We start from the raw sequence: 17,288 nt of genomic DNA, 5'->3' as shown, positions 1-17,288 counted from the left end.
AACAATCGCTAACACGATTAGTCTTATTTTTTTTGAGTATTTAAAAAAACCGGCCAATATGACCGGTTTTCGTTCATTTAACTTTACATACCTGCGGCTATTTCATACCTGCAGTTACACTCGAAGGTACGCGCCTAACTTTTCTTCCAGCCCGGAGACAACTTTGTCATGGACCTTAGCAACTTCTTCATCTGTTAATGTCTTTTCAGGATCCTGGTAACGGATAGAAAACGCGAGGGATTTCTTGCCTGCTTCCAGATGTTCACCCTGGTAAACATCAAACAAACCCGTATGCTTCAGAAGTTCCCCGCCAAGTTCTCTAATTGCCTTTTCCACTTCTCCTGCCTGTACAGACTCGTCAACAACGAGGGCTATATCACGGTCGACAGCTGGATAACGAGGAATCGGAGTATATCGAAGCTCTTCTGTCTCAAGCTCCATCAGCTTTTGCAGATCCGCCTCCAGCAAGTATGTTTCAGGGAGAGACCATTCTTTCGCCGTAGCTGGATGAAGCTGTCCAAGAACAGCAGCCTCTTCTCCATTTACTTTCAGTATTGCCGTTCTGCCAGGGTGGAAGCCTGGTTTTTCAGTCTGGACAAATTCAATTTCACCGGTAACATTTAATTCTTCAAGAATACCTTCCAATACGCCTTTTACAACAAAGAAGTCCACTGGCTTCTTTTCTCCCTGCCAGAGATGCTCATGCCACAGTCCCATAAATGCTGCTGCAAGGAACGTTGTTTCCTCAGGCTGCTTTGTTACGTTTTCTTCCTCTGTACGGAAAACAGAGCCAATTTCATAAAGTTGCACGTTAAGGCTGCTTCTGTTTTTATTATGGCTTACCGCATCCAGGAGATGAGGAAGGAGGGTAGTACGCAAAGTACTTCTTTCTTCACTCATAGGCAGGGCAACATTTACTCGGAGACGGTCTTCTTCTGTGAAATGCGATTCTTTCTGAGCAGTCGTTAAGGAATAGCTGATTGCCTCGTTGATACCCGCATTCTCAAGGAATCTCCTGACTTTCCGCTTTTTCTTCTGTATTGCTGTCAGCCCCCCTGGTGTTGCAGGAGTGCTTGGAAGAGTAACTGGAATATTATCATACCCGTACATTCTCGCCACTTCTTCTACAATATCCGCTTCAATCTGGATATCCTGCCTTCTCGTAGGAGCACTGATAATAAATGTACCGCTGTCTTCTTCAGAAGGGAATTTCAGCCGGTCAAAAATACCGTTAACTTCTTCAGTGTCAATAGAAGTCCCCAGTACGTTATTTATTTTTTCCAATGTTATAGTAACTTTTTTAGGCTCTCTGTCCAGCTGATCGAATTCCTGCACACCTGACAGGATAGTTCCCCCAGCAAGTTCTGCAATAAGTTTGGCAGCACGCTCTCCTGCTTCCCTTACGCGATTTGGATCCACACCTTTTTCGTAACGAGTACTTGCATCACTTCTCAGACCATGGTCACGGGAAGCTTTTCTCACAGTACCAGGAGTAAAGTAAGCAGCTTCAAGAAGAATATTTGTCGTGTCGTTTTCAACTTCAGAAGTGGCGCCTCCCATTACACCAGCAAGAGCTACTGGTTCAGATCCATTAGTTATCACAAGGTGGTCTGCTGTTAGTGTGCGCTCTGTGTTATCCAGCGTAACTATTTTTTCCCCTTCCTGCGCTTTTCTTACAAGCACTTCTTTTGAGCCAAACCGGTCGTAATCAAAGGCATGAAGCGGCTGTCCATACTCCAGTAGAACATAGTTCGTTACGTCAACTACGTTATTGACAGGACGGATTCCAGAAGCCATTAACGTGTTTTGCAGCCAGAGGGGCGACGGTCCGATTTTCACGTCTTTAATAATAAACGCTCCGTAATATGGGTTATCTTCTTTTGCATCTACATTTACTGTTATGTAGTCAGATGCATTTTCAGCGTCTGTTTCCATCTCTGTATCCGGTAGCTTTACATCTCTTCCAAGGATAGCGCCAACTTCATAGGCAACTCCAAGCATGCTGAGGCAGTCGGCACGGTTTGGTGTTAAATCAAGCTCGAGCACTTCATCATTTAAACCTAATTGCTCTGCAGCATCATTCCCTGGAGGCACTTCAACAGGGAAGTTATAGATCCCTTCAGCGTACTCTTTGGAAACGATCTTTCCTTCAAACCCCAGTTCCTGCAATGAGCAAATCATTCCCTCAGATACCTGTCCTCTCAGTTTCGCCCGTTTTATTTTCATTCCTCCCGGCAGTCTTGCGCCTACCTTCGCAACAGCTACATATTGGCCTTTTCCTACGTTTGCGGCTCCACAGACAATTTGCACTGGTTCCTCTTCCCCTATATCAACCTGGCACAAATTAAGTTTATCCGCTTCAGGGTGTTTCTCACACGCCAGAACCTTTCCTGTTACAAGGTTTTTAACACCTTTATTCATAGAGTGGACAATATCCACCTCCACACCGCTTCGTGTAAGCTTTTCCGCTATTTCCTGCGGTGTAAGATCATCTATGTCTATATATTGTTTTAACCATTGATATGATACAAGCACAGTGATTCCTCCTTTATATTTAACAGTAGCTTTCAGTTATACGCGATTGAACTGGGACAGAAAACGAACGTCGTTAGCATAGAAATGGCGGATGTCATCAACACCGTATTTCAGCATGGCAAAGCGCTCCACTCCCATACCAAACGCAAATCCGGAATATTTCTCCGGGTCGAATCCTCCCATACGGAGAACATTCGGGTGAACCATCCCGGAACCCAGCACCTCTATCCAGCCTGTATGCTTACATGTGCGGCAGCCTTTTCCTTCACATAACGCACAGGAAATGTCCAGCTCTGCAGAAGGTTCCGTAAACGGGAAAAAGCTTGGACGTAGTCGTATTTCTCTGTCTTCGCCAAAATACTGTTTTACAAATACTTCAAAAATACCTTTCAAATCACTCATTCGGATTCCTTCGTCTACCATTAGCCCTTCAATTTGCATGAATTGGTGCGAGTGAGTAGCGTCATCTTCATCCCGTCTGTATACTTTCCCGGGAACGATTATTTTTACCGGGCCTTTTCCTTTATGCTTTTCCATAGTCCGTGTCTGAACAGGAGATGTTTGCGTACGAAGGAGCAAGTCCTGTGTGACAAAGAATGTATCCTGCATATCCCGGGCCGGATGATGCTTCGGAAGGTTCAGGGACTCAAAGTTATAATAATCCGTTTCTACTTCAGGACCCTCGGCAACTGAGAAGCCCATGCCGATAAATACATCTTCGATAGTTTCTATTACTGAAGTCAGCGGATGGCGGCTCCCTTTATTAATCCCTCTTCCTGGGAGCGTAACATCAATGCTCTCTTCTTTAAGCTTGGCCTCCATAGCCTCTGCTTCAAGCCTGCCCTCTTTTTCCTCAATTCTCGTGCTTACAGCCTCACGAACTTCGTTTGCCATCTGGCCTACCTTAGGCCGCTCTTCCTTGGAGAGTTTCCCCATCCCCTTTAGTACTTCTGTTATTGGCCCTTTTTTACCTAAGTAAGCCACCTTCAGTTCTCTCAATTCTTTCAGAGAAGATGCTTCCTCTGCTTTTTTCAGTGCTTCTTCTTTCAATTCCTGCAGGCGATCTAACATAAATATTTTCCTCCTTTAAATTCTATTCGTTTCCTGACCTCCATACTTGCTTCTGCTCAGGAGTCTGATAACCATTTAATAAGCTGGACGGACATTGTTTAAACCGTGAACTAAAAACGTATCGGTCCGAAAGAAACGGGACAAACAAAAAAAGCCTTCTTCCCGGTAAGGGACGAAAGCTCGCGGTACCACCCTTGTTAATGCCCGAAAAAATACAGGCATTCACTCATAAAAAGGTAACGGCCTTTTCGCCGGAGCACCTTCACAAGCTGGTTTAGATATGTATACTTGTGGTCCGGTGTCGACTCCGGAGTGAATTCGGCTGCGTTCTGCATAGAAATGCTTTCAGTCTGCGGCATTTCCTCCCTGCATGAGAACTTCCCAGCGTACTACTCTCCTTCACAGTCTTTAAATTATTTCATTGCTTGTTATTATCTACATCATTATATAAGCAATTGATTTTTTTCGCAAATGCATTCTTTGTTTATTAAAGAAATCATGACAACTTCCAATCCGCACATGCTACCCTCGCAAGTGATACATCAAAATGCCCGATGCAATACTTACGTTCAGCGACTCTGCTTTTCCATATATGGGAATGTACAGATTCTGGTCACATTTGTTCAAAAGAAATTCTTTTACCCCATTCCCTTCATTTCCGGCTATCAAGGCAAAGTTTTCCTGCGGCTCAATAGCTGTATATGTGCTACCTTTTAATGAAGTTCCAAATACTGGAACACCGTTTTCCTGGCAGATTTCCAGCGCTTCCTCGAGATCCATTTTCTGGACAGGTATATGGAATAATGATCCCTGCGCTGAACGGATTACCTTACCATTATAAGGATCCACTGTACCTTCTCCAATAATCACCCCCGTCATACCCGCTGCATCCGCTGTCCGGATCATAGCACCCAGGTTTCCAGGATCCTGAACTTCATCTATAAATAAAAATTTTCCTTCCTCAAGCGGGAGATTTTCATTATCAGGAAGTTTGCAAACCGCCGCAAATCCCTGGGGAGTTTCAGTTTCACAAATTTCATTCATTACTTTGCTTGTTACATGAACGGTTGATACGTCCGTTACTCTCCATTCTGCAGGTATTTCTCTGTCTTCCTGAGCAATAATTTCATTAATCATCAGTTCGCCCTTAAGAGCTTCCTCGATTAAATGAATTCCCTCGATAAAAAACAGGCCGGATTTTTCCCTGCCTTTTCTGGAATGAAGTTTTTTCCACGCCTTTACTTTAGGATTATTAACGGATTCAATTATTTCCATACGTCTTCCCTTCTTCCGAATATTTATCTGCTTGTCTTTTTTATCCCGATACAACCGTCCGTATAACTCCCGCCTCAGAACATGTGGAGAGGCTAAGATGATGTTTAGGTGGGAGATAACGGACGCTAACATCACGATTAGTTCAACTAACAATCAATGGGGGATGAATCCATTGATTGAAGTTTCACTTAATATTATTGTAAGTTTTTTTGTCCTTTTCACATATTCATACCCTGTCTCACTCATACTATAACAGAATCAATTGCCAGACAAACCTGGAGACTGGCTCTTTCTTAATAAAAACAATGTGAAGAAGGGATGGATCAGCATGAGTTTTAATCTTCGTGGAGCTATTATGGACAATATCTCCGGCAGCAGTGCTGAAGATGTGGAAGCAACTATTACAGATGCTATGCAGAGCGGCGAGGAAAAAATGCTGCCTGGATTAGGAGTTTTATTTGAAGTCTACTGGCAAAATGCAAGCGAACAGGACAAAAAGGAAATGATTAATCAAATTTCCCAGGGCCTGCAATAAAGTGAACCTTCAATCAGTGGGGGTTTTGTTCATCCCCCACTGATGGTTAGTTGAACCAATCGGGATGTTAGCGTCCGTTATCTCCCGCCTAAACATCACCGGTTCAACTCATGTTTTGAGGTGGGAGTATTACGGACGGTTACATCGGGATAAACGATTCTCACCCCCGAAAGCTTCGAAAAGAATTTTCTTTCCGGAGCTTTTCTTGTTGTTGCGTCATAGTGACAGTTGCGTTAGGGCAACACTCCATAAAGCCTTTCGGGCCAACACTTCCGTCTTTTATTTTTTATAAATTCACCTGATGTCACTATGACACATGTCATAGTGACAGTTGGGTTAACGCAACTCTCCTCCCTGATAATCCCAAAATTACGTTTTGCAATGATGGGAGTTATAAAGCAGAGGAGGAAAAGGAATGAAACACATTGCAGCAACTGCAAAAAAGCCTCCCTGAGGTATCCCTGATCTGCCGGTTAAACCGGAAAATCGGGCTTTCTCAGGGAGGCATAAATCAGCTTAACGGTAAGTAATATCCTCTACAGTCTTGCTGTCCAATTTCTTAATAACTTCAACGATCAGTTTAACCGCATTTTCAAAGTCATCACGGTGAAGGATCGCAGCATGTGTGTGAATATAGCGTGTAGCAATTGTAATTGACAGTGCCGGAACCCCGTTTGCAGTCAGGTGGATTGCACCGGAATCGGTTCCTCCTGCAGCTACGGAATCAAACTGATAAGGAATTTCCTTTTCATCAGCTGTATCTGTTACGAAATCACGGAGTCCTTTATGGGAAATCATAGATGCATCATACACAAGGATCTGCGGGCCTTCTCCCATTTTTGCAAGGGCATCTTTAGGAGTGACTCCCGGAGTATCTCCAGCGATTCCCACATCCACACCAAAGCCAATATCAGGCTGAATTTGGTGAGCAGAAGTTCTCGCACCTCTCAGCCCAACCTCCTCCTGGACAGTCCCAACACCATATACGATGTTCGGATGCTTTTCGTCTTTCAGGCGTCGGAGAACTTCGATAGCAATGGCACAGCCAATACGGTTATCCCACGCTTTAGCCATGAGCATCTTTTCATTTTTCATTACTGTGAATTCACATACAGGAACAATGGAATCTCCAGGACGGACACCAAACTCCTCTGCTTCTTCTCTGCTTGATGCTCCAATATCAATAAACATATCTTTCTTATCAACAGGCTTTTTCCTTGCTTCCGGAGGAAGAATATGCGGCGGTTTGGAACCAATTACTCCAGGGATATCTCCCTTTCTTGTCATAATGGTCACCCGCTGTGCCAGCATTACCTGCTCCCACCAGCCGCCTACAGGCTGAAATTTAATAAAGCCGCGCTCATCTATATGAGTAACCATAAATCCGATCTCGTCCAGGTGACCGGCGACCATAATTTTTGGCCCGTTTTCCTCGCCAACCTTCTTTGCAATCAAACTGCCAAGATTGTCCGTTTCAATCTCATCAGCGAAAGGTTCAATATGCTTTTTCATAACCTCTCTTGCTTCACGTTCGTTTCCCGGGATGCCGTTTGCATCGGTAAGCTCTTTGAGCATACGTAACATATCATCCATATAAGTATGTACCTCCTTGGTTTATAGAAAAGTAAAAAAATTATGTCACTTCATCTATTATACCTAAAAAATTGGTCCCACTCAAAGAAAAGGCTGGTTTCCACCATAGCCGCAATGTTAATATCCCTGATTCTGCCGCTCGTGATTCACCTCATTTTTATTATAATAGGCAGCAAGAATCTGCTCCTCTGTAAAACCAAGCGCAGCACCTGTATGCAGGTAAGCATCAAATAATTCCCGAAAACTCAGCCGTGTTGCCTCTTTCTGATGGCGGGACACTGCATCAATTACCTTGTAAAAATACTGGACAAGCTCAGCACCCTCTTTCTTCTCTATAATTGGAAAGTTGTAATTATTCTCTTCCTGAAACCCTTGCTCGAGACCGACAGATAAAATAAAGTGTATACCGTCCACATATTCCTCAAGAATTACATCTTCAGGTGAAGGACCTTTTTCACTCCAGAATTTGAAACATCGCGTTTCATTCGCCAGTTCAGCAAGCTCCACATGGAAAGCAAGAAGTTTTCTCTCCAGCAGCTGTTCATTTTGAAGCCCATGTTTTGTTTCAATATAGTCATCCAGTTTTTTCTGCATTGTAAAAAGCTCTGAAAAATCCAATTAACAACACCTTCTCCATAATTTCTTTTTTTCTTTCCGTATTACGGCTCACTATTGTTTTTTAAGCAGACAAAACAGTTGCTGCTGCAGTATTCTGCCAGGTAAGCTGTAAAAACATCAAATCCACTCCCATATAACATACCATTCCAACAAATATTATAACAAAGGAATACGTTTGTTTTGAAACCTTCCTTAATTTCACTCGTATACTTAATTAAATACTAAAGTAAACAGCCATTTTCCGCTTAAATGATATAGATCTGGGGAAAAGTGTAGCAGAATGGCATTGAAGGAGAGATTGGATCATGACAGTGATCGTATTTCGTTTGTTCCTCCTATTAGCTGTAGGAATCATCATTTACAGTATTATAAAATACTTGCTGGATCCCCGACGTAAGCTGGAGCGTGCCCATAATCAAGGGGAATTCTTCCTTCTGGATGAACCGGAAAATGTTCGTAAAAACCTATTGTTTACTTATCGCAAAGTTATGTTTGAAGGAGAAAAATTCCTGGGGCCTGCTGAGGATTCATTTGAGGTCACTTCTATTATGGTTTGGACAGAAGAAACAGACGGCCTGAAAGGATTAAGTAAAAAAGACTTTCACTTCATTGAAAAAGAAATCTTAATTAACTATCCTAAAGCTGTTATCGAATGGAAAAGCCCGATTAAAGAACTTTTGAGAAAAATGAATAAAAGCTAATGAACCAGCAAAGCACCCGCTTGCTGGTTTTTCTTTTGTTGGAATTTTCATTACTAACCTTTGTTAAATTATACTGTGTTGATTTCCGATAAAAGACGCTCACTTGCCTCGGGCATTGCCTCAGCTTCCTCGGGAAAAAGAGCGTCTCTTCCTCTGCGAGCATCCCTTTGAAGTGTATCCGTCGAGACAACTCGCAGCGGATTCATGAGGTGCCGCTCGTCCCTGCGGGATCTTCGCCGAATGTTATTCCCGAAGGCGTCTCGCACTTTTATCTACAATCAACATGCTTTAATAACCCATATTCGTCTTTTACAAAGCCTTATATCTAAAACAAAAACAACCGGATCACGCTTTGTTGAAATGTTTTCTTATTTTCCAGATGTCCCGGGGCATACTAACGTAAAACTGACAAGGAAAAAGGAGAGCCAATTATGCACACAATCTGGAAAGGGACCATATCTTTCGGCCTTGTTAACATCCCGATAAAACTCCATGCTGCTACGGAGAATAAAGATGTAAAACTCCGTAATCTTCATAAAGACTGCCACGCTCCGATAAAATACGAGCGTACTTGTTCCGAATGCGGTGCGGAAGTTTCCGGAGATGATATTGTTAAGGCCTATGAGTACACCGAAGGAAAATACGTAGTGCTTGATGATGACGAACTTGAAAAGCTGAAAAAAGAGCAGGAGGACAAGTCTGTCGAGATCATCGATTTTGTGATGCTGGAAGAAATCGATCCCATCTATTTCGACCGGACCTATTATATGAGCCCTAATGAAGGTGGATCCAAGGCATACGCTCTGCTCAGAAAAGCATTAAAGGACACTGACAAAATCGGCCTTGCCAAAATTACGATCAGAGCTAAGGAAAGTCTTGCAGCTATAAGAGTTTATGGGGACACAATCGTTATGGAAACACTTCATTTTCCTGATGAGGTAAGAGATGCTAAGGGGGTTCCAAACGTGCCTGACGAAACGAAGATTCAGGAAAAAGAACTTGCGACTGCTAAAACATTAATTGAGCACCTGACAGCAGAGTTTGATCCTGAAAAGTACACGGATGATTACAGGCTGGAACTATTGGAACTGATTCGCGGGAAAGTAGAAGAAGATAAAGGTGTTACAAGACAGGAACAGACAAATGTTATCGATTTAATGGAAGCACTTGAAAAGAGCATCGAAAAAGCGAAACCGAAGAAAACAAAACGGGCGGCGAAAAGCAAAGAAACAGCAGCTAAGAAAACTGGAAAGACTGCAGGAGAAAAGGTAAAAACACCTAAGAAAACGAAGAAAACAGCGAAAGAAGCCTAATGTGCATGGATATGATTCTGAAGCCAATTAAACCTTTTGAACCAGTCAGCACAGAGTCCATCCCCGAAGGTGAAGAATGGATCTCCCAGATAAAATGGGACGGCGTGCGCATTCTTGTATATTATGACGGAAAGGAAACAAAGTTGTATAACCGCCGGAAAAACGAACGGACGAATCATTTCCCTGAAATAGCAGATGTCTCTTCCTACTGCAAAGCAGAATCTGTCATTCTTGATGGAGAAGTCATCGCCCTTGGTGAAAACGGACGGCCATCTTTTCGCCAGGTTATGCGCCGGGATGCACTGCGCCGTCTTGACCGGGTGGAGCATATGAGAACTTCTGTCCCTGTTTACTATATGATTTTTGACATTGTGTACTGTAACGGCAAATGGGTAAACGAACTCCCGTTAAAGGAGAGAATCTCTTTATTAGAAGAGATTATCGTTCCAAGTAAACAAATACAGCTGACAACGTCAAAAGGAGACGGTGACACATTATTTGAAGTGACCAGAGACCAAGGGATGGAAGGCATAGTAGTCAAGAACTTACACAGCAAGTATAAAATCGAAGGGAAAGACAACAACTGGCAGAAGGTAAAGAATATGCAGGACATTATAGCAGCAGTCGGCGGCGTTACTTACCGGAATAATGTCGTTAATTCATTGCTTCTCGGCATGTATGACACTGAGGGGAATTTCATCTATATCGGCCACGCCGGAACAGGAAAATTAAAACGGGGAGAGTGGGTCTCATTAACTAAACTGGTGGAGCCTCTGAAAAGAGAAGCTTCCCCTTTTTCCAACAAGCCGGAGAGAATTAAACAGACACAGTGGCTTAAACCAGAACTCACCGTTAAAATACAGTATATTGAATGGCCTCAAGGAAGATCCGTACGACAGCCAAGCATTCAGAGCTTCATGAATATCCCGCCGGAAGAATGCATTTTGCCGGAGGAGCAAATTCCGGAGAAACAGAAACTGTAAAGGATGTTCAGCTAATGACATCAACTATTCAGGATATATTATTCTTTAAAAAAAGACAAAAAAATTTCATAGGAATCTTCTTCATTACAGGAGCAGATCTGAAGAAAAAAACTTTTTCCGCCGGTCTGATCAGAAACAATGATGCCATTACTGTGGGGGCTTTTTCTCAGGGGATGACTGCGGAAGAAAAAACTGCGCTTCTTGAGACTTTAAAGAAGACATCGGATCCTGGGGATAATATGTTCTTAGCCGTTGAACCAGGGATATGTGTTGAATTGGAATTCAGCAGTATTAAGAACGGAAAACTCGTGAAGCCCGTTTTCCTGCAATTCCAGTTTAAATACAACTGGAAAGACTGCACTCTGGCTAACTTAATGCTGCGTAACAGTGCGGTGGACGATGGAGTTAATATTACCAACCCTGACAAAATTATTTGGGATGAACCGCCTGTTTCAAAGGATGAATATATAGCATACCTTTTTGAGGCGGCACCACATATACTCCCGTTTCTGGAGAATAGAACAGTTACCGTAATCCGCTATCCGGATGGCATAACAAAAGAAGCTTTCTACCAAAAAAATCGTCCTGATTACACTCCGGACTTTATTCATTCCTATTTTGATGAAGATATTAACTATATCGTCTGTGATAATTTATCTTCGCTTCTCTGGCTTGGCAACCAGGCTGCTCTGGAGCTCCACGTTCCATTTAATTTTATCGGAGAAAACAATCCATCAGAAATAGTATTCGACCTGGACCCTCCAGGTAAAGACTATTTTCCTCTGGCAATAAAGGCGGCCAGAGAGATGAAAAAACTGTTTGATAAATTCGCAGTTAAAAGCTTTCCTAAACTGTCCGGCGGAAAAGGTTTGCAAATTCATATACCTGTTGCCGGTTCCCCTTATACGTATGAAGAAACACGTCTATTCACTGAATTTATTGCAAAATATCTCACTGAGTTATTTCCAGACGATTTCACAGTTGAGCGGATGAAAAAAAAACGCGGGAATAAACTCTACATTGATTATGTACAGCACTGGAGAGGGAAAACTATTATCGCCCCTTACTCATCAAGAGGGAGAAAGGGAGCCACCGTCGCTGCCCCTCTGCACTGGGAAGAAATAAACGACGAACTCCTGCCTGAAAACTATTCTGTTTTTACAGTGAGGGAGCGCCTGAAAAAACAGCCCTGTCCTTTCAAAAAGTACTTCGGCGAGGAAAATACCGCTTTAAAGGCTGTCATTGATTCATTAAAAAAACAAAGCCCATGATTTTTCAGTCGTAAAGAAAACTTGGCAAGCCAAGCCTTAAAAGAGGCGAAGGATTGCCTTAGTTGCACTTATACTATAATCCTTAAAATTTTATCAGCGTCGAGACGGCTACTTTGCTAAAATTTTATACTTACTTATAGTACAAAAAAGCATGCTTATAACAAGCATGCTTTAATTATCTATTCAGAAGGCAGCTTTCGCGGGAAAAACCGATCCCATTTGTAGGTAGCTGTACCTTTTTTTCCGAGATAAGAAAAAAGTGCGGTTAACATAACAAGAAACAGAAGGGAAAGATAGAGAGGCATTTCCGTTATTGCCTGGCCAAATGCTGTATAAATAGCAGATGGAAGTATAACTCCCATTACTGAATAACGCATATATTCTTTAAATGAATTTGTCATCTCCATCAAGTAAAGGGATAACAAGTGAAAATGGACAAAGGGCATCATTCTTAAAATCATCACTTGTCCAAGAGTTAGTATTCTGTCTTTAAATATCTTCTCTTTCAGTTTCGTGATTCTGTTCCTCAATGAAGGAAAAATATCAACGACCTTATAAAAGAAAAAACTCATCAGAGACAGGCCAATTACAGAATAGAGAGTACCATGAAGAAACCCAAATAAATAGCCGCCTGCAATACAAATAACAATTACAGGAAGAAATAAAAACGGCCTGATCAAATGAATAATAATAAATATAACCGGTGCAAGCCAGCCAGCTTCTTCAATGACACGAGGAATTGCTTCGCTGAATACGTCCATGTTGCTGAATCCTCCTCTCTCCTATCATGTCTATGTGAATTTAAACAATCTATTCTTTATGCTGTATTGTGTTTACTAACCATATTTAAGCATGCAATCTTTTTTTACCTGTGCTTGAATGTGCATCACAAGTATATAAAGGCAGCTGAAATGATTAATATATGCAAAAAAATAATTGCCGGCAGTCCGGCACTGAACAATCTTTTCTTTGTTTTGTGCCTGAAAACTCTGGAGGAAATCAGCATCCCGGCGGCCCCTCCGAACAGAGCCCATTTCATTAGTGTTTTTTCCGGAATCCTCCTATTGCCCAAAACCGCTCTTTTTTTATCCAGAGCCATGATTATATAAGCAATTATGTTTATTATTAATAAATAATATATCAGAAAATCAGGTCGCATACTCTGTCCTTTCCTAAATTATATTCACTGTTTTTGAATTAGTGTTCAATAACATTTTTAGTATACACCTCAGGACATTACAGACCGCTTCATAAAGAAAAGCCACTCCCGGATGAGAGCGGCCTTTTCAGTTTGATTATTTTAAGTTCTCTTTTGCTTTTGAAGCAAGATCAGAGAATGCTTTTTCGTCATGGATAGCGATATCTGCAAGCATTTTACGGTTCATTTCCACGCCAGCCTGCTTAAGACCGAACATGAAACGGTTGTAAGAAAGGCCGTTCATACGTGCTGCAGCGTTAATACGTGCAATCCAGAGTTTGCGGAAATCACGCTTTTTCTGTCTGCGGTCACGGTATGCGTACAGGTGAGATTTCATTACCTGTCCCTGGGCTGTTTTAAATAATCTATGCTTTGAACCTACATAACCTTTTGCAAGCTTTAATACTTTTTTACGACGACGACGGGAAACAAATCCGCCTTTTACTCTAGCCATCGTAATCCCTCCTTCTCAATCAATTCTGTGTAGTATAAATACCGTGCTGTCCGACAGGGAATATCCCTCATTCTTCAGCCGATGTTAAGTCAATCTGAAATTAGATCATTTCTCCAATGCGCTTCTGATCGCTCTTGCTTACCAGTGCACCTTTACGAAGCTTTCTTTTCTGCTTTTGTGATTTATTAGCAGCTAAGTGGCTAGTGTAAGCATGGGAACGCTTCAATTTGCCGCTTCCTGTCTTTTTAAAACGCTTTGCAGCGCCGCTGTGAGTTTTCATTTTTGGCATCTTGGGTTTCCTCCCTATCTGCATATTCGTTGTCTGTTATGGTGAATCTTTTAACAAATGCCTGAGCATCTGCAATTTATGGCCGGTTGTTGTTGTCTTATAGAAAAAAGGCTTATTTTTCAGCTTGTGGCGCAAGGACGAGGAACATGCTGCGTCCTTCCATTTTAGGCTTTTGTTCTACAGTAGCGATATCCTCGCATTCTTTTGCCAGGCGCTCGAGAACATCTTTACCTATTTGAGAGTGAGTGATGGCGCGTCCGCGGAAACGGATTGCAGCTTTCACTTTGTCACCCTTAGTTAAGAACTTTCTTGCATTGCGAAGTTTTGTGTTAAAGTCATGCTCTTCAATATTCGGACTTAAACGGACTTCTTTTACGTTAATAACCTTCTGCTTTTTACGAGCTTCTTTATCTTTCTTCTGCTGCTCGTAGCGGAATTTTCCGTAGTCCATGATCCGGCATACTGGCGGTTTAGCGTTTGGCGCAACCATTACAAGGTCAAGGTTGGCATTTTGCGCCATTTCTAGTGCCTCTTGTTTTGATTTAACCCCAATCTGGTCACCGTTAGCTCCGACCAAGCGCACTTCGCGAGCGCGAATGGCGTCGTTAATGATCATATCCTTACTAATATTGAGCCACCTCCATAATTTTACGGATCAAAGCAAGCTGTTATCGTAACACCGTCAAACTTCCGTTAATAAAAACAGGTTTTATAATTTTCGCTACAGGACGATTCCCGAAGGCGTCTCGCACCTTTCGCTACAATCAGCACAACCTGCCAGGAAGTATTGATGACAATAAAAAAAGTATGGGTGCATAAATCGCCCACACTTCTACCTGTCTGTATGTTCTCAGTAGTAACCTGTCAACTGCCTAAGCGTCAATCAGGTGAGAAGCGGGCGCTTCTTCTTGCTTTGTTTCCAATATGATGTTCACTAGAATAGATTAACACATGCTTTCGTCTCTGTCAAATTAGTTTTTAAAAATATCGATCTGTTAAGCAATTAGGGGCGCAGACAGCCGCAGAAGATTAATTATTTATTAACAGACCGATAAATTTATCAGCAGGAACAGGCTTACTGAAATAAAAGCCTTGTACGTACGGGCAGCCAATGGAGTTCAGATACTCGTATGCTTCCTGGCACTCCACTCCTTCAGCTACCATAAAAAGTCCCAGGTCTTTACCAAGCTTAATAGTAGATGAAACAATGGCTCTGTCCGCTCTGTCTCCTGGAAGGTCTTTAACAAACGACCTGTCAACCTTTAAACAGTTCACAGGAAATTGTTTTAAATAACTCAGGGAGGAGTAACCAGTACCAAAGTCATCAATTGCGATCGTAAATCCTGAATCTCTTAGTTTCTGCAGCGTGTTAATAGAATCAACTGTATTCTCCATTACGCTGTTTTCTGTTAGTTCCAGCTGGATTCTGCCGGGACGGACATTATATTCCTGTACAATACTTTTCAGCCTTCTTACAAATCCGGCCTGCTGAAGCTGTGATGCAGATATATTAACAGATATGATCAGGTCCTCATTTCCAAGGAGTTCATCCCATTTCTTCAAGTCCCTGCACGCCTGCTTTACTACGAAATCTCCAATGGGGATAATGAGCCCTGATTCTTCTGCCGCAGGGATAAATTCAGCCGGGGAGATCATTCCTTTTTCAGGATGAACCCAGCGCACGAGAGCTTCACAGGAAATAATTTTTTTATCATCAGCACGGACTACCGGCTGGTATACGAGCCGGAACTGCTCCTGTTCTACTGCCTGCCTCAGGTCGCTTTCAAGCCGAATCCTCGAGAGAAACGCCCCTTTCATATCTGCGCTGAAAAAACGGTACGTCCCCCCTCCTGAGTGTTTTGCATCCAGTAAAGCCATATCTGCATGTTTCATAAGCTCTTCCGGATGATCTGCAGAATCAGGGAAGACTGCCACACCTATGCTCGCTTTCTGAGGGATTTCAGTCTGTTTGTATTGAAACCTTTCATTAAATACCTTTAAAGAAGATTCAACAATTCTTAGCAGCTCCAGTTCATCAGAACCGAAAATAAACCATACAAATTCGTCGCCGCCTATATGGTAAAGCTGAAAATCATCTGCATATCCTTCAAGGTTTAAATGCTGAAGCCGCTCAGCGGCCATCATAATAAATCTGTCGCCAACAGAGTGGCCAAGGGTGTCATTTATATTTTTGAACTGATCCAGATCAATAAGAATGATAGCTGCTCTTTTATCCGCCGATTTTGCATCTGTCAGCCTGTATGCCAGGTCTTCTTCAAGCATCCTGCGATTAGGCAGCCCTGTTAAAGGATCGTGAAACGCCATATTCCTTACAGCAAGCTCCGAATTCTTCAGCTCCGTAATATCACTCACTGAAGCTACTACTTCTTTTACTGTTCCATCTCTGTCTGTAACAGGAGACAATGTGGCATGAAAGAAGCCATTACCCTGCTTATACTCGAATTTAACCGGCTGCCCGGCATATGCTTTCTTAAAATTCTGCCGGATAAGAGGCTGCTGGTTCCCGTCTCCAATTACAGTGGAAACAGGCTTCCATTTAACAGTCTCTGTAGTTATGCCGATTTTTTCTGCGAGCCTTCCTTCCAGTAAAGTAATAATGGGCCCGTTTGTATCCCCCTGAATTGTGCGAATGACAAAGTTATGAAGATTTTTAATAAGGGCAGAATAATCCTGCTCAATAGCAGTTCGTAATTCTTCCTCGGATTTTAAAGCCGTGATTTCAGAACCAATAGAAATAAACTTTTCCGGCACACCGTCTTCCCCTGGAATCGGAAAAAAAGAAGTTTTCACCCAGTAGTATGTTCCGTCTTTCCGTTTATGTTTTAATTCCCCGGTCCAGGTTGTGCCATTCTGAAGTTCTTTCCAGATCTTTTCATAAAAAGTTGAGGAGGAATGTCCGGATTTGAGAATATTATGGTGTGCTCCTATTAGTTCTTCTCTCCTGTATCCCGAAACATCACAGAAAGCATCATTTACTTCAATGACTTTTCCGTTCGTTTCTGTCACAACGACCATACACGCCTGATTAAAAGCTTCTATCATTTCCTGAAGCTGAATGATCATATTTTCCACATTATCAGACAGCCTGCCGTACTCTTCTCTCAGCCGCTGGTGGAACTCTTCCGTCCATTTATGTACTGAAACAATCGATTCCAACATTTCATCCACGTCCTTATCTGCAGTCTGTACGATGTCAAAGCTGTTTTCGGGAAGTGCTGTTTCAACAAATTTCTAACTCATTCACTGTAAGAATTGTAGAAAACTGGCGAAAAAAACAGAATTAGTATAATATCTCCATTTTACTTTGTTTCCTGTCGTTAAACAACCTGACTTTTCCCTCGTACTTTCTGGACTCTTTCTCTATGGAGAAAGCAGTTAACTCTATTACATGGGAAATACTCTAATTACAGGGAAGTTGATGCGAACCCATA

Annotated in this window: 17 protein-coding genes and 1 other annotated feature; of the genes, 5 read left to right on the top strand and 12 right to left on the bottom strand. The window is 42.3% G+C overall.

The window, feature by feature from the left end:
- Positions 1–114: 114 nt before the first annotated feature.
- The 4 genes from pheT to BK582_RS11080 form a co-directional block, all read right to left on the bottom strand.
- The gene (gene pheT, locus BK582_RS11090) at positions 115–2,535 is read right to left on the bottom strand and encodes a phenylalanine--tRNA ligase subunit beta (protein WP_078595096.1); all 2,421 of its coding nucleotides are present in this window, start codon (positions 2,533–2,535) and stop codon (positions 115–117) included.
- 36 nt (positions 2,536–2,571) lie between these two features.
- Positions 2,572–3,606, bottom strand: a complete 1,035-nt coding sequence (pheS, locus tag BK582_RS11085) for a phenylalanine--tRNA ligase subunit alpha (RefSeq protein ID WP_078595095.1) — start codon at positions 3,604–3,606, stop codon at positions 2,572–2,574.
- A gap of 197 nt (positions 3,607–3,803) precedes the next feature.
- A complete protein-coding gene (locus BK582_RS26950; RefSeq protein WP_169910958.1) occupies positions 3,804–3,965 on the bottom strand; it encodes a hypothetical protein in 162 nt (53 codons plus the stop codon).
- Positions 3,966–4,128: 163 nt separating this feature from the next.
- A complete protein-coding gene (locus BK582_RS11080; protein WP_078597963.1) occupies positions 4,129–4,881 on the bottom strand; it encodes a TrmH family RNA methyltransferase in 753 nt (250 codons plus the stop codon).
- A gap of 328 nt (positions 4,882–5,209) precedes the next feature.
- On the opposite strand from BK582_RS11080, the gene sspI reads away from it, so the two are divergent.
- Positions 5,210–5,416: a small acid-soluble spore protein SspI gene (gene sspI, locus BK582_RS11075; RefSeq protein WP_078595094.1), complete on the top strand. Its 207-nt coding sequence runs from the start codon at positions 5,210–5,212 to the stop codon at positions 5,414–5,416.
- Positions 5,417–5,932: 516 nt separating this feature from the next.
- Here the strand turns inward: sspI and BK582_RS11070 are convergent.
- Complete coding sequence (locus BK582_RS11070) at positions 5,933–7,009, bottom strand: M42 family metallopeptidase (RefSeq protein ID WP_078595093.1); 1,077 nt, start codon at positions 7,007–7,009, stop codon at positions 5,933–5,935.
- 117 nt (positions 7,010–7,126) lie between these two features.
- Positions 7,127–7,627 (bottom strand): dUTP diphosphatase, encoded by a 501-nt coding sequence (locus BK582_RS11065; RefSeq protein WP_078595092.1) that lies wholly within the window; start codon positions 7,625–7,627, stop codon positions 7,127–7,129.
- Positions 7,628–7,932: 305 nt separating this feature from the next.
- Between BK582_RS11065 and BK582_RS11060 the strand changes: the two genes are divergently transcribed.
- From BK582_RS11060 to ligD, 4 genes are all read left to right on the top strand, one after another.
- Positions 7,933–8,328 carry a sigma-w pathway protein ysdB gene (locus BK582_RS11060; protein ID WP_078595091.1) on the top strand — a complete coding sequence of 132 codons (396 nt, stop codon included), beginning with the start codon at positions 7,933–7,935 and terminating at the stop codon, positions 8,326–8,328.
- Positions 8,329–8,759: 431 nt separating this feature from the next.
- Positions 8,760–9,641 (top strand): non-homologous end joining protein Ku, encoded by an 882-nt coding sequence (ku, locus tag BK582_RS11055; protein ID WP_078595090.1) that lies wholly within the window; start codon positions 8,760–8,762, stop codon positions 9,639–9,641.
- Positions 9,642–9,652: 11 nt separating this feature from the next.
- Positions 9,653–10,624, top strand: coding sequence for an ATP-dependent DNA ligase (locus tag BK582_RS11050; protein WP_078597961.1), 972 nt, complete (start codon positions 9,653–9,655; stop codon positions 10,622–10,624).
- A 14-nt stretch (positions 10,625–10,638) separates the two neighbouring features.
- The gene (gene ligD / locus BK582_RS11045; RefSeq protein ID WP_078597959.1) at positions 10,639–11,895 is read left to right on the top strand and encodes a DNA ligase D; all 1,257 of its coding nucleotides are present in this window, start codon (positions 10,639–10,641) and stop codon (positions 11,893–11,895) included.
- A gap of 179 nt (positions 11,896–12,074) precedes the next feature.
- Here the strand turns inward: ligD and BK582_RS11040 are convergent, their stop codons facing one another.
- The 6 genes from BK582_RS11040 to BK582_RS11015 all read right to left on the bottom strand — a co-directional run bounded on the left by BK582_RS11040 (position 12,075) and on the right by BK582_RS11015 (position 17,016).
- The gene (locus BK582_RS11040; RefSeq protein WP_078595089.1) at positions 12,075–12,656 is read right to left on the bottom strand and encodes a TVP38/TMEM64 family protein; all 582 of its coding nucleotides are present in this window, start codon (positions 12,654–12,656) and stop codon (positions 12,075–12,077) included.
- A 125-nt stretch (positions 12,657–12,781) separates the two neighbouring features.
- Entirely contained in the window at positions 12,782–13,054 is a 273-nt protein-coding gene (locus BK582_RS11035) for a DUF1294 domain-containing protein (RefSeq protein ID WP_078595088.1), read from the bottom strand.
- A gap of 136 nt (positions 13,055–13,190) precedes the next feature.
- Positions 13,191–13,547, bottom strand: a complete 357-nt coding sequence (gene rplT / locus BK582_RS11030; protein ID WP_078595087.1) for a 50S ribosomal protein L20 — start codon at positions 13,545–13,547, stop codon at positions 13,191–13,193.
- Between the two features lie 100 nt (positions 13,548–13,647).
- Complete coding sequence (rpmI, locus tag BK582_RS11025) at positions 13,648–13,836, bottom strand: 50S ribosomal protein L35 (protein WP_078595086.1); 189 nt, start codon at positions 13,834–13,836, stop codon at positions 13,648–13,650.
- A gap of 112 nt (positions 13,837–13,948) precedes the next feature.
- A complete protein-coding gene (gene infC, locus BK582_RS11020) occupies positions 13,949–14,452 on the bottom strand; it encodes a translation initiation factor IF-3 (RefSeq protein ID WP_078595085.1) in 504 nt (167 codons plus the stop codon).
- A 177-nt stretch (positions 14,453–14,629) separates the two neighbouring features.
- Positions 14,630–14,752: a sequence feature (ribosomal protein L20 leader region), on the bottom strand.
- Positions 14,753–14,865: 113 nt separating this feature from the next.
- Positions 14,866–17,016: a sensor domain-containing protein gene (locus tag BK582_RS11015; RefSeq protein WP_078595084.1), complete on the bottom strand. Its 2,151-nt coding sequence runs from the start codon at positions 17,014–17,016 to the stop codon at positions 14,866–14,868.
- Between the last annotated feature and the right edge of the window lie 272 nt (positions 17,017–17,288).

Origin of the sequence: Evansella clarkii (assembly GCF_002019695.1) — a bacterium.
GTDB lineage: Bacteria > Bacillota > Bacilli > Bacillales > Salisediminibacteriaceae > Evansella > Evansella clarkii.
This window is presented reverse-complemented; position numbering and strand designations above follow the sequence as displayed.

What these genes read in the sequence shown, in the direction of transcription:
- BK582_RS11035 (WP_078595088.1), bottom strand. Translation starts at nt 13,054, where the DNA reads ATGCGACCTGATTTTCTGATATATTATTTATTAATAATAAACATAATT.
- infC (WP_078595085.1), bottom strand. Translation starts at nt 14,452, where the DNA reads ATGATCATTAACGACGCCATTCGCGCTCGCGAAGTGCGCTTGGTCGGA.
- BK582_RS11040 (WP_078595089.1), bottom strand. Translation starts at nt 12,656, where the DNA reads ATGGACGTATTCAGCGAAGCAATTCCTCGTGTCATTGAAGAAGCTGGC.
- sspI (WP_078595094.1), top strand. Translation starts at nt 5,210, where the DNA reads ATGAGTTTTAATCTTCGTGGAGCTATTATGGACAATATCTCCGGCAGC.
- pheS (WP_078595095.1), bottom strand. Translation starts at nt 3,606, where the DNA reads ATGTTAGATCGCCTGCAGGAATTGAAAGAAGAAGCACTGAAAAAAGCA.
- BK582_RS11015 (WP_078595084.1), bottom strand. Translation starts at nt 17,016, where the DNA reads ATGTTGGAATCGATTGTTTCAGTACATAAATGGACGGAAGAGTTCCAC.
- BK582_RS11070 (WP_078595093.1), bottom strand. Translation starts at nt 7,009, where the DNA reads ATGGATGATATGTTACGTATGCTCAAAGAGCTTACCGATGCAAACGGC.
- BK582_RS26950 (WP_169910958.1), bottom strand. Translation starts at nt 3,965, where the DNA reads ATGCCGCAGACTGAAAGCATTTCTATGCAGAACGCAGCCGAATTCACT.
- rpmI (WP_078595086.1), bottom strand. Translation starts at nt 13,836, where the DNA reads ATGCCAAAAATGAAAACTCACAGCGGCGCTGCAAAGCGTTTTAAAAAG.
- BK582_RS11050 (WP_078597961.1), top strand. Translation starts at nt 9,653, where the DNA reads ATGATTCTGAAGCCAATTAAACCTTTTGAACCAGTCAGCACAGAGTCC.
- BK582_RS11080 (WP_078597963.1), bottom strand. Translation starts at nt 4,881, where the DNA reads ATGGAAATAATTGAATCCGTTAATAATCCTAAAGTAAAGGCGTGGAAA.
- ligD (WP_078597959.1), top strand. Translation starts at nt 10,639, where the DNA reads ATGACATCAACTATTCAGGATATATTATTCTTTAAAAAAAGACAAAAA.
- rplT (WP_078595087.1), bottom strand. Translation starts at nt 13,547, where the DNA reads ATGGCTAGAGTAAAAGGCGGATTTGTTTCCCGTCGTCGTCGTAAAAAA.
- BK582_RS11060 (WP_078595091.1), top strand. Translation starts at nt 7,933, where the DNA reads ATGACAGTGATCGTATTTCGTTTGTTCCTCCTATTAGCTGTAGGAATC.
- ku (WP_078595090.1), top strand. Translation starts at nt 8,760, where the DNA reads ATGCACACAATCTGGAAAGGGACCATATCTTTCGGCCTTGTTAACATC.